The following is a 13,434-nucleotide window of genomic DNA, read 5'->3' as shown; positions in this document are numbered from 1 at the left end:
GAATGTTCCGTCACCCTTTTTTTCAATATAGATCTGTTCTTCGGTCTTCGTAAACTGGGATGCGGGTGCGGATTTCATCCAGGTGATCGATGGCGATATCCGCAAATAACGTCATTTCTTCTTCTTCCGCTTCGGCAACGATCTCGCCCCACGGATCGATGATGATCGAGTGCCCGCCGAATTCATTGTTCGGATCCTTGCCGATTCGATTACACGCAACGACATAACACTGGTTCTCGATTGCACGGGTGATCAACAGATTGCGCCAATGCTCAGTGCGGGGTTTCGGCCACTCTGCCGGAACGAACAGGACTTTCGCTCCTTCCAGGGCATGTTTCCGGATCCATTCTGGAAACCGGATGTCATAACAGATGAAGCCTGCAACCGGAATATCGTCAATAGTAAAATGTCCATCTTCATTCCCGGATGTTAAATATTTCTCTTCATTCATAAGACGGAACAGATGGACTTTGCTGTATTCCTTTACAACCTCTCCTTCACGATCGAAGACGAGCATCGTGTTGTACACTTTGTCGCCTTTTCGGACTGCGACTGAACCCGCAATAATATTCACGTGATATGTGGAAGCAAGTGAAGAGATGAATTCAATGGTCCTTTCACCGTCCGGGTCACCAATCTGATCCAGCATCTCCAAGTCATATCCTGTGGTCCATAATTCCGGCAGGACGATGACATCGGCTTCGTTGTTGCATGCTTCTCGGATTTGATCCGTTACATGCTCGAAATTGATTTGAGGATTTCCAAATTCAATGTTCATTTGAATGACAGCTGCTTTCATGAGTAAGCCCCCTTAAAAGTCCTATGATATTACTTGATGTTCTACTTTTTACTCATTACACTTTAACATAAATGATTCGAATTTTCGTGAAATTTCATTTGGAGGTGTAAGGATTGAAGCGGTTTCAATATTCCGATACATTATTACGTTTACCCGAACAGTTCTTTGCAAAACTTGTTGATAAGATTCAACCTTATTACGAAGCAGGATATGACATGATCAACTTGGGGCAGGGGAATCCAGATCAACCCGCACCGGACCATGTCGTAGAGGCACTACAAAAGGCAAGCGAGAATCCCCTCTATCATAAATATGCACCTTTCCGAGGTTATCCTTTTTTGAAACAAGCGATCGTGGATTATTACAAACGAGAGTATGACGTCGATCTCGACCCGGAAAAAGAAGTAGCCGTGTTATTCGGGGCGAAGACAGGCCTTGTAGAGGTCAGCCAATGCCTCTTGAATCCTGGTGATTTTGCGCTCGTTCCAGACCCGGGGTACCCAGACTATGAATCTGGCATTGCACTTGCCGGGGCGGAGTCTTATAAAATGCCATTGAATAGAGAGAACGCGTATCGACCGGTTTATAGCGACATACCAGAAGATGTTCTCCGAAAAGCTAAGCTCATGTTCCTCAACTATCCGAATAACCCGACGGCCGGAATCGCGACACCAGAATTTTTTACCGAGACAATCGATTTCGCGAATGAACATAACGTCTGTGTGGTCCATGATTTTGCCTACGGAACGATAGGTTTTGATGGGAAAAAGCCGCACAGCTTCCTTCAAACGAAAGGAGCGAAAGAAGTCGGTATCGAAGTATACACGCTTTCGAAAACGTTCAACATGGCGGGTTGGCGCATCGGTTTCGCACTCGGGAACGCCGAGGTGATTGAGGCGATCAATCTTTTGCAGGATCACTATTATTGCAGTATTTATGGAGGGATTCAGGAAGCTGCGGCAGCCGCGTTGAACGGACCGCAGCAATGTGTAACGGATCTCGTAGCCTTGTATGAGGATCGGCGGGACGCCTTCATTTCGAAGTTGAACGAACACGGCTGGGAGGTCGAATCCCCAAAAGGGTCCTTTTTCGCATGGATCCCCGTACCAGATGGCTATACGTCGGAATCGTTCACAGAAATGTTGTTGGAAGAAGCACATGTCATCGTCGCACCAGGAAACGGTTTCGGTGAAAATGGAGAGGGTTATGTAAGAGTCGGATTGTTATGTGACAAAGAGCGTTTAATTGAAGGGGCAGAACGGATGGTAGCGCAAATCGACCTTTCTTAAAAGACGCATATGGTGGGCACATTTCCATCTTCTACGCATAAAGTGACAATAGAGATGGAGGGTGAGGGAACCATGTGTGGAATTACGGGCTGGATTGATTTTAAAAACGACCTGACCAATGAAACCGCAACGATCAAGAAGATGGCTTCTACGCTTGGAAAAAGAGGACCTGACGCCACGACGCATTGGACTGCTCCCCATGCCGCCTTCGGACACGCGCGACTGATCGTCGTCGATCCGGCAGGCGGAGGACAGCCGATGCACAAGACCTTCAATGATGTTCGTTATTCGATGGTTTACAATGGGGAATTGTACAATACAGAAGATATCCGTAAGGTTCTGCTTTCGAAAGGTCACACGTTCGAGTCACATAGTGACACCGAGGTGTTACTGACGAGTTACATCGAGTGGGGCGAAGCATGTGTCGACCATCTGAACGGCATCTATGCTTTCGCAATTTGGGATGACCGGGAGAACAAGCTGTTCATGGCGCGGGATCGTCTTGGTGTGAAGCCGCTCTTTTATAAATTGGAGAGTGGGGCATTGCTGTTCGGTTCGGAGCTGAAGTCGATCCTCGCCCATCCTTCTGTAAAAGCGGAAGTGGATCGTGAAGGATTGCAGGAAATCTTCGGTTTGGGTCCTTCCCGTACCCCTGGACACGGCGTCTATCGTGGTATGAACGAATTACGCGCAGCTCACGCCATGCGTTTTGATGTGAACGGCGTGAAAGTCTGGCGCTATTGGGACGTGGAAAGTAAAGAACATAATGAGTCGCTCAATGACACGGTCGAACATGTGCGGTGGTTGTTGAAGGATGCAGTAGAGAGGCAATTGGTTGCTGATGTACCGGTCTGTACGTTTCTTTCTGGTGGGGTAGATTCTTCGGCAATCAGTGCGTTCGCTTCCCGCTATTTCCATCAAGAAGGCCGCGGAGCACTCCATACGTACTCGATCGATTATGAGGAAAATGATAAATATTTCAAGAAGAGCACATTCCAGCCGAACTCGGATGGCCCTTGGATCAAGATCATGCGCGACTACTTGAAAACGGTCCACCATACGTCTGTCATCGACAATGAAAAACTGTTGCATTACTTGAAAGCAGCTGTTCATATGCGCGATTTGCCAGGGATGGCAGACGTAGATTCATCGCTCCTCTGGTTTTGTGAAGAGATCAAGCAGCAATTCACGGTCGGATTGTCCGGGGAATGTGCAGACGAAATCTTCGGAGGGTATCCATGGTTTTACCGTCCGGAATTGTTGGAGCGAGAAGCGTTCCCTTGGATGCACTCCGTCGACGAACGGCAGTCGATTTTACGACCGGAATTGGGTGCGAAGCTTCGCTTGAAGGAATATGTCGCAAGTCGTTATCAAGCGACCGTTGATGAGACGCCCCGTTTGGATGGTGAGAAACCGGCAGAAGCGCGTCGTCGAGAGATGTTTTACCTGAATATGCATTGGTTCATGGCGACGTTGTTGGATCGGAAGGACCGGATGAGTATGGGGGCCAGTCTTGAAGTTCGTGTCCCGTTCGCTGACCACCGGATCGTCGATTATGCGTGGAACATCCCATGGGAGATGAAGTTCCTAGAAGGTCGCGAGAAGGGAATTTTACGGAAAGCATTGGAAGGTGTGCTACCAGATGAAATTTTATATCGGAAAAAGAGTCCTTATCCGAAGACGCATCACCCTGAATACACCCGGTTGGTGAAAGAGTGGTTATCATCGATTCTAGAGCGCGATTCGGCACCACTTCTTGAGCTGGTCGACCGTAGTAAGGTGGAAGAGATCATTCGTACGGATGGAGAGGCATTCAAAACTCCATGGTTCGGCCAGTTGATGACTGGCCCACAGCTCATCGCACACCTCGCTCAAATCAACACCTGGCTCGAAGATTACAATGTGAATATCGTAGATTAAGTTAAAGAAGTCGACCTGTTGGAAAGGTCGACTTCTTTTTTTTTTGTACAAAACTAGTCCCATTTATTTACATGTGAGACGAAGGGAGGTGTTAGTTGGTGGTTTAAGTTTTTTTCATTGGGACTATGGGTGAAATTAACGTATTTTGACAGCAGATTATCTGAAATTACGACAATAATTTAGAATTCGTCGGACTAATGATACAGCGAACGTTGACAGGATTCTACTATTCACCAACTAATACAAAAGTAGTAAATAGTACAATCCTTTGGTACTACGGATTATTCTTTCGTATTACATCACTTTCTTCATGAGGAAAGTCCCAAGCAAAATTTATCGACCAAACATTACCATTTCTTTATTTTTAGAAAATTCTGTTATTAGTATTAAATTCTTGTAGAAATTCCATTATGATGGTTTCAACATCAAGGGAGTCGTACATATCAAATTCGACACGGAAGGAGGAAAGTTTTTACGTTTTCATCGTGAAACAAAACTTTTAGGAGGGGAAATATGGAACAGTATCGGAGATTTTGGACGAATCAGCGTGTATTCGCAATCGTAACAGCGATGATTTTACTCATTTCAACATTTCTAGCTCCAACTGCTAATGCCAGAACAGCAACGGATCATGTGCCGAGTCAATCTGTGAACACTTCCTTCAAACAAGAAGCCCTATCCCAAAAAGTAAGCGAAAAGCTGGAGACTCAATTCAAAGATCAAGAACAAGTCACCTTCTTCATCAAATTCAACGAACAAGTCGATACGAAAAAAGTTGCGAAAAACGCAGTTGATAAGGCTGAAAAGCAGAAGTTGACTCCATATAAAAAAGAGTTGGCACAACGTTCAGCTGTTGTATCTGCACTTCGTTCAACAGCAATCGGAACACAAGGAAACGTGAAACAGTTCCTCGACAAACAAAAAACGAACAAAGCGGTGAAAGATTATCAATCTTTCTTCATCGTAAATGCGATGGCCGTTACTGCCAATAAAGAAGTGATGGAACAACTCGCTGCATTTCCAGAGGTAGCGAAAGTTTTACCTAATGAAGTTCGTCAGCTTCAACCGATGCCTGAAACGAAGAAAGCATCCACACAAGGTAAAGTCCAAAACGAGACGAACGCAGTTGAATGGAACGTGGAGCGCATTGGCGCACCAGCCGTCTGGAACATGGGAATCGATGGTACCGGTACAGTCGTAGCGAACATCGATACAGGTGTCCAGTGGGATCATCCTGGATTGATGGAGCAGTATCGCGGATATGACCCGGCAAATCCTGGATCTCCAAGCCATGCGATGAACTGGTTCGACGCTACGGCTAATGAAGATACACCTTATGACGATCAAGGACATGGAACTCATACGATGGGTACGATGGTCGGTGCTGAGCCGGATGGATCCAATCAAGTCGGTGTCGCACCAGGTGCGAAGTGGATCGCAGTCAAAGCATTCACTGCAGCAGGTGGAACCGATGTCGATCTACTTGAAGCGGGTGAGTGGATCATCGCACCTACGGATGCTGAAGGGAATCCTCATCCTGAGATGGCTCCTGACGTTGTCAACAACTCTTGGGGCGGCGGATCAGGATTAGATGAATGGTACCGTCCGATGGTACAAAACTGGCGTGCAGCCGATATTTTCCCAGAGTTCTCTGCGGGTAATACGACGATTTTCAACCCGGGTGGACCTGGATCGATTGCCACACCAGCTAACTACCCTGAATCGTTTGCAACAGGTGCAACGGATATCAATGATAACCTGGCAAGCTTTTCATTGGAAGGACCATCTCCATATGATGAAATCAAGCCGGATGTGAGTGCACCTGGTGTCAACATCCGTTCGACTGTACCAGGAAGTGCTTATGAAGGCGGATGGAACGGTACATCGATGGCGGGTCCACACGTATCCGCGGTAGTCGCGTTACTACGTCAAGTGGATTCCTCTCTGACCGTCGATGAGATGGAAGAGATTTTACTGAGCACGGCTGAGCCGATGACGAATGGAGAGTATCCAGAGTCACCGAATAATGGCTACGGATATGGCTTAGTCAATGCTTTTGATGCCGTTTCTTCTGTCATGAATGGTCTTGGAGTGGTGAAAGGTCAAGTGACGAAAGAAGGAGAAGATGCGGAAGCACCGACGTTCGAGCATAGTGCTCCTTCTGAAACATATGCTGGACTTGATCTTCCACTATCCTTGACAGCGACGGACAACGTAAGTGTGACGAGTGTCATGCTCGAATACGAAGATGCAGATGGGAACTGGCAATCTGCAGAGGCAGTTCGTACAGAGGGCGATTACTTATCAGGAACGTACGAGGCAGTCATTCCTGGAGAAGCAATTGCGGAACCTCAATTAAGCTATCGTTGGGTCGTGAACGATTTTGGTAATAATTCGGTCACATCTGATGAGTATGAAGTGGCTGTATTACCAGGAATCACTACTGGATATTCCACGGACTTCGAATCCCAGCCAACCGGTTGGATGTCGTGGGGAGACAATAACACTTGGGAATGGGGAGCTCCTACATCTGGACCAGGTGAAGCGGCTTCAGGTGAAAACGTATATGCAACGAACCTGGATGGCGATTATGACAACAATGCCAATATGACACTTATGATGCCACCAATCGATCTTGGTGAAGGACCAGCCTACTTACAGTTCAACAACTGGTACAACTTAGAAAGAAACTATGATTACGGACATCTAGTCATTTCTACAGACCAGGAGAACTGGGAGCAACTCGTTGAGTTTAATAATGTCAGCGATGGTTGGGTTGAAGAAGAAATCGACTTATCCGAGTATGTGAACCAACGAATCTACATTGGTTTCAATGTCGATTCAGATGGTAGTGTCCTAAGAGAAGGTTGGTACATTGACGATGTCCGATTGAGTGATACACAGCTTAATCCGTCATCGAAAGCTACACTCTTCAATTCAAAGCAAGGCAAGAACATCCATCCGACGAAAGATGATGCAACTAAGAAGAAGGATGATAAGGTAGCGAAGAAAGAAAAGGTAGAACCCGCTGAATTGATGCCGACCAAACGGATCGATATCGTGAAAAAGAAAGATAAAGGCGATACTGCACCTTCTGCACTTCCACTTGCAGCAGAAGTGAGCATTTTGGAAAGTGGCCGATCCACATCTTCTAGTCCTGTAGATGGAAGCTATTCGATCACACATGCTGCTGGGGATTACACAGTCGTTGCAGAGGCGTATGGATTCCATCCAGAGCAGCAATCCGTATCTATTCCGGATGACGGCGAAGCAGAAGCTGATTTTACATTAGAAGAGATGGCTCAAGGTACTGTATCTGGTACTGTAACGAATGAGCAGACTGGAGAGCCGATTGAAGGCGCGACTGTCTTGTTGGTCGAGGATGCTGCAGTTGCCCCAGTTGAAACAGATGCAGATGGAAACTACACGTTGACTGCCTATGAAGGCGAGTATACGTTGAAGATCATGGCATCTGGTTACTACGGTGAAGAATTTTCGGTTACAGTCGAAGGTGATGAAGTAACCGATCAGGATGCTCAACTGAAGCCATTCATCGGATATCCTGGAGAAATCGGATATGATGATGGAACTGCTGAAAATGCACGCGCATTTTACGATGCAGGAAACGGTTGGGGTGTCAGAATGTCTCTTCCAGAAGGAAAAGAACAAGCACTTGTCACAGGTGGAATGTTCCGATTCTGGACAACGGACTGGCCGAACCCAGGCGGAACTGAGTTCCAAGTTGAAATCTGGGATGCCGCAGAAGATGGGTCTCCTGGTGAAAAACTTGCCGGACCGATCGATGCGACAGCACTACGAACGGGTGAATGGACGCAAGTAGACTTGTCAGATCAAGGTGTTACCGTAACAGGAGACTTTTATATGGTTTATTTGCAAACTCAACCGAACCCATATGCACCAGGTCTTGCGACAGATGAAGACGGAGATTATGCAGAAAGAAGCTGGCAATATGTCGGTGGGGCATGGTCTCAATCTCCTGAGTCTGAAGGGAACTATATGATCAGAGCCGTTGTCGATTATGAAGTGACAGCTCCGGTCATCACCTCACCTGCAGACGGAACGCATACGAACAATGAAAGTGTAACCGTCCAAGGTCAATCTGCTCCTGGTGTCGACATTCATATCGAAAACAATGGCGATGAAGTCGCGGTTGTCCCTACGAATGAAGATGGCACATTCTCAGCTGACATTACGCTGATGGATGGGGAGAATGTCCTTACGGCTACAGCGGCAAATGATCGCGGAATGACGGATCCTTCCGCACCGGTTACGGTGATCCTCGATCAAGCAAAACCGGAATTGACAATTGAAAGCCCAGAAGATGACATGAAAACGAATCGTATGGCTGTACGCGTGACAGGTACAGTAAATGATGAACACCTTCAATGGGTAAAAGTGAACGGAGAGCGTGCAGAAGTGAGTGAAGATGGCACTTACGCTCACCGAATCCTGCTCGATGAAGGCGAGAATCTAATCAAGGTAGTTGCAAAAGACCACGCAGGTAACCGTATCAAACGCACGGTCACGGTTCACGCGAAGTTTGGACCGATCGAGGTTTCGAATGTGATGCCAGATACGGACAAAAACCTCGAGTCAGGACAATCTGTGATGATATCCTTCAACAGTGAGCCTGGACTGGAAGCGCGTTTCCGAGTGCATATGCCATTGACGAATATGGGCATGGGTATGGTACAGAATGCGACGGAACTTCCGATGATGGAAATGTCACCGGGTTACTACGTTGGTTATTACACAGCCACTTCCAACGTGGTCGCTGATGGAGCGGTCGTTGAAGTCGTCGCAAGAGATGACTATGGAAACGAAACAGAAGAGATCGCGGCAGGAAAGCTTTACATCAATACAGAGGAATAAATGGAAAATGGAGAGCGACTGCTTCGGCAGTCGCTTTCTTATTGATGAAGTTTGGTTAGGGTGGTGAGTGCGAATATGGGTTTTGGGATTATAAATCGGGGATTTGGATTATAAATCTCAAATATGGATTATAAATTCGGAATATGGATTATAAATTCGAAAATTGGATTATAAAATTCGAATTTGGATTATAATCTCTGAATCTGGCTTATAATCGAATTTCGTACTGCCATCGACTTTTCGAAGTAATTTTTCTTCTATAAAAAGGAGAACACCCTCTTTTTGCAGAAGAATAGATAGAATTTCAATAAAAGGAGCGATGTAATGCAATTAATGAAGCCAATTCCTAATCTACAGCTCATTTCTCTTCTCTATAGAAGTCCTGCTAAAGACCCTGCCCACCAACAACACAATCAAATTCTAACCCGATTGAACAACCTTGAAGCTGGGTTTTACGGAGAAGAACAAGTGGCATACCAACTCCGATATCTCCCGAAAGGAAAATTCAAAATACTCCACAACATCAGACTTTCCTATCAAAATCTCCATTTCCAGATTGATTTCCTTCTACTTTCCCCACATTTTCATCTCATTTTAGAAGTGAAGAATATCATAGGTGAACTAGATTATGATCCAGTGTTCCAGCAGCTGGTCTGGACGAAAATAGACGGTACGAGGATGGGACTCGGAAATCCAATTTCCCAGGCACAACTACAGAAAAGACAATTCACCAATTGGTTGAAGAAATATAACCTTCCGATTGCTCCGATTTATTACCTCAGTGTGATGAGTAACCCCAAAACAATTCTAAAAACCTCACCAAATCATCAAGGTATCTCCAAATTAATCATCCATAAACATTCTTTACTTCAAAGAATAGAAAACCTTCTCATCGGACAAACGAATGAATCTATCTCGAAAAATGATGTAACCAAGATCGCAAGGAAAATTAAGAAGAAAAACGAACCTTTGTTTTTGGACGTCTTAAGCAAATACAACTTTACTAAGAGAGATATGCAAGGAGGTGTCCAATGTCTTCAATGCAAGACTCTTCCAATTCCGAAAAAGGAAAACCGGACAATCTGGAATTGTCCGGCATGTGGAATAGTACCTCATCATTCATATGAATCAGCTATTACTGATTTTGTCCTATTATATACTCGTCATTTTTCTAATAAAGAGCTGAGAGAATTTCTAGGACTAACATCCGCTTCAACTGTCTACAAGCTGCTGAAGAAAATGGACATCCAAACAGTAGGGAGAAAACACATATTCCCAGTAGAAAACATCCAAAAATTCGCTCAAAAGGACTTCATCAACGAGTAACCTACACGCTTAACCTCTTCAAAATCCGGAACTCTCCAGCTGGCACACCGAGCTTTCCACTTGATTCAAACTGCTCATCATTCCATAGGTCGTGAATTTGCATTCCTTCTCCAAAACCGCCACCTAAATCCACCAGTTTTTCTTCCGTGTTTTTATTGACCATTACGAGAATGGCTTCATTCTCATAACCACGTTCATACATGATAACCTCAGGATCTTCACCGCGTACAAAGTGGAAAGTGCCATCACCTTGCAGGGCACGTTCTTCCTTACGCAACCTGTTCAATCGAGATACGAACTCGAACAGCTCACGATCCTGTTTCTCTGAATCCCATTCCATACACTTCCGGCAATCCGGATCTCCAGCACCATTCATACCGATTTCATCTCCATAATAGATACATGGTGTTCCAGAGAAAGTGAGCTGGAACAGGAACATCAACTTCACCCGTTCAATTTCATCACCGCTGATTGTCAAAACACGAGGCGTGTCATGGCTGCCAAGTAAGTTGAAGGCCACGTCGTTCACATTTTTCGGATAGGCGACGCTCCATTTCGTGATCTGTTCAACAAAGTCTACACCGCTGATGCTGTCCTTCGCAAAATAATCCAGAACGGCATTCGTAAAAGGATAATTCATGACCGCGTCAAATTGATCTCCTTCGAGCCATGGCATCGAGTCGTGCCAAATCTCACCTAGAATATAGACTTCAGGTTTGACACTTTTGACAGCTTTACGGAAGTCTCGCCAGAAGGAGTGGTCCACTTCATTCGCCACATCCAAACGCCAGCCGTCGATGTGGAATTCTTCAACCCAATACTTTCCTACGTTCAACAGATAATCGCGGACTTCCGGGTTTTCGGTGTTCAACTTCGGCATAGAAGGGACGAAGGCAAATGCATCATAGTTTGGTACCGGTTCTTCTTTTACCGGGAACTCATGGATATGGAACCAGTGCTTGTACGCAGAGTTCTCCTGATTTTTCAGCACATCCTGGAATGGTTCGAAAAAATAACCGCTATGGTTGAAGACTGCATCTAGCATCACTCGGATTCCGCGTTTATGACATTCCGTTACGAGTGTTCGGAATGTTTCCTTGTCCCCGAATTGAGGATCGATTTCCATATAATCGATCGTGTCATATTTGTGGTTCGAATGTGCCTTGAATATCGGTGTAAAATAAATCCCGTTTACGCCAAGCTCATCGAGGTGATCCAAGTGATCGATCACACCTTGGAAATCCCCACCGAAAAAGCTGTCGACTTTCGGATCTTCGCTGTTCCATGGCAATGTGCCTTCTGGATCGATAGAAGGATCTCCATTTGCAAAACGCTCTGGGAAGATTTGATACCATACTGTATCCTTCACCCAACCCGGCGGTGTGAATACGTCAATTTGATTGAGGAAGGGGAAGCAGAAATAGAAATTTGTATCTTTCGGATCTTCTTCTACGAACCCTTTTTCTCCATATATTAGTGTTTCATTTCCATCATGAACTTCGAATCCGTATCGCAATCTACGAAACTCTGGATCCACTGAGGCGATCCAGTAATCGAACAGGTCATCAGAGCCTTCAAGTTTCATAGATTTCTTGTCGTTTTGCCATTGCTCATTTTTCCATACATACGGATCCCCATAGATGAGGTCTACGGAAGTGAGATCGTTTTTCTCCGTTCGTAATCGGATGTGCAACTTTTTTTCATTGAGTGCATACGCATAATTGTTCTTCGGACGGTGATAGATTGCTGATTTGATCAAGGGTTCCACCTCATTTTAAGAGTGTTAAGATACTCCCATCATAATTTAATAGAAAAAGTTATGCAAACGGTTGCAGAAATCGTTTTCACTATGTATAATACAAATTAATCAGTGCAAACGTTTTCACAACTGTAAAACGAATGAGCTAAATTAGGGGAGGTCATTTCATGTTAAAGAAGTTTTTGAATGTTTCATTGACTGCCGGTCTAGCGGTTTCCATGCTAGCTGCCTGCGGACCGCAAGACGATTCTTCTGAAGGATCAGAAGAAAAGAAAGGCAACAGCGATAAACCAGAAAAGCTGGTCGTTTGGGAAGATAAAGAAAAAGGTGTAGCGATCGAGCCAGCACTTAAGAGTTTCGAAGAGAAATACGGCATTAAAGTAGAATTCAAAGAACTAGGAATGGCGGACGAAATCCGTGAGCAACTTCCATTGGATGCGCCAGCCGGTACAGGTCCGGACATACTGACTCTACCACATGACCAAATCGGAGCGATGGCAACACAAGGATTGCTTGCACCGATCGAGGTAGAGCAAGATGTACTTGATACATTCACAGAGTCTTCTATTGAAGCACAAACTTTTGACGGAAAACTTTACGGTCTACCAAAAGCGACTGAAACACCAGTATTCATTTATAATAAAGCACATATGGACAAAGCGCCGGAATCTTTCGATGAGCTTTACAGCTTCTCAAAAGATTTCACGAAAGATGGAAATTACGGTTTCCTAGCACTTTGGGATAACTTCTACTTCGCTAACGCGATCATGGCTGCAAACGGCGGATATGTATTTGATCGTACAGACGAAGGTCTTGATGCGGACAACATCGGTTTGAACAACGAAGGTGCGGTAAAAGGTGCTGAATACATCCAGCAATGGTATACAGAAGGATTGTTCCCGAAAGGTATCATCGGTGAGAACGGTGGTTCCGCTATGGACGGATTGTTCAACGAAGGTAAAGTCGCTTCTGTCATGAACGGTCCATGGGCATTCCAAGGAATGAGAGACGCTGGAATTGAAATCGGAGTAGCTCCACTTCCGAAGTTGCCGAATGGTGAATATCCTGAAACATTCATCGGTGTTAAAGGATGGCACGTATCTGCATACTCTGAAAACCAAGAGTGGGCTACGAAACTAGTAGAATGGGTAACGAATGCTGAAAACGCGAAGATTCGTTATGAAAAGACTTCTGAAATCCCTCCAGTGAAGTCATTGATTGAAGATCCTGTTATCGCGGATAATGAGGGTGCAAAAGCGGTTGCTGTTCAATCTCAACGTGGTACGCCAATGCCGAACATCCCACAAATGGGTCAAGTTTGGGAGCCAATGGCAAACGCACTTCAATTGATCGTAACTGGAAAGCAAGAGCCGAAACCAGCGCTAGAAGATGCAACAAAAACAATCAAGCAACAGATTGAAGCAACTGGCGCGAACAACTAATACAGT

The 13,434-nt window shown here is 45.3% G+C and carries 7 protein-coding genes; 5 read left to right on the top strand and 2 right to left on the bottom strand.

Annotated features, from left to right (window positions below; genetic code table 11):
* Positions 1 to 22: 22 nt before the first annotated feature.
* The gene (locus ACXQIQ_RS06125; RefSeq protein WP_439299655.1) at positions 23 to 799 is read right to left on the bottom strand and encodes a carbon-nitrogen family hydrolase; all 777 of its coding nucleotides are present in this window, start codon (positions 797 to 799) and stop codon (positions 23 to 25) included.
* 113 nt (positions 800 to 912) lie between these two features.
* Between ACXQIQ_RS06125 and ACXQIQ_RS06120 the strand changes: the two genes are divergently transcribed.
* From ACXQIQ_RS06120 to ACXQIQ_RS06105, 4 genes are all read left to right on the top strand, one after another.
* Complete coding sequence (locus ACXQIQ_RS06120; RefSeq protein ID WP_439299657.1) at positions 913 to 2,088, top strand: pyridoxal phosphate-dependent aminotransferase; 1,176 nt, start codon at positions 913 to 915, stop codon at positions 2,086 to 2,088.
* Between the two features lie 72 nt (positions 2,089 to 2,160).
* On the top strand, positions 2,161 to 4,008 hold the full coding sequence (asnB, locus tag ACXQIQ_RS06115) for an asparagine synthase (glutamine-hydrolyzing) (protein ID WP_439299658.1): 1,848 nt from the start codon (positions 2,161 to 2,163) through the stop codon (positions 4,006 to 4,008).
* Positions 4,009 to 4,521: 513 nt separating this feature from the next.
* Positions 4,522 to 8,901 carry a S8 family serine peptidase gene (locus tag ACXQIQ_RS06110; RefSeq protein ID WP_439299659.1) on the top strand — a complete coding sequence of 1,460 codons (4,380 nt, stop codon included), beginning with the start codon at positions 4,522 to 4,524 and terminating at the stop codon, positions 8,899 to 8,901.
* 324 nt (positions 8,902 to 9,225) lie between these two features.
* Positions 9,226 to 10,227, top strand: a complete 1,002-nt coding sequence (locus ACXQIQ_RS06105) for a nuclease-related domain-containing protein (RefSeq protein ID WP_439299660.1) — start codon at positions 9,226 to 9,228, stop codon at positions 10,225 to 10,227.
* 1 nt (position 10,228) lies between these two features.
* Here ACXQIQ_RS06105 and ACXQIQ_RS06100 read toward each other — a convergent pair whose 3' ends face one another.
* Positions 10,229 to 11,986 (bottom strand): alpha-glycosidase, encoded by a 1,758-nt coding sequence (locus ACXQIQ_RS06100; protein ID WP_439299661.1) that lies wholly within the window; start codon positions 11,984 to 11,986, stop codon positions 10,229 to 10,231.
* A gap of 167 nt (positions 11,987 to 12,153) precedes the next feature.
* On the opposite strand from ACXQIQ_RS06100, the gene ACXQIQ_RS06095 reads away from it, so the two are divergent.
* Positions 12,154 to 13,428: an extracellular solute-binding protein gene (locus tag ACXQIQ_RS06095; RefSeq protein WP_439299662.1), complete on the top strand. Its 1,275-nt coding sequence runs from the start codon at positions 12,154 to 12,156 to the stop codon at positions 13,426 to 13,428.
* Positions 13,429 to 13,434 lie beyond the last annotated feature (6 nt).

This window comes from Pseudalkalibacillus sp. Hm43 (assembly GCF_054170705.1).
The sequence above is the reverse complement of the archived record's forward strand: the minus strand, read 5'-3'. Positions and strand labels throughout refer to the sequence as shown.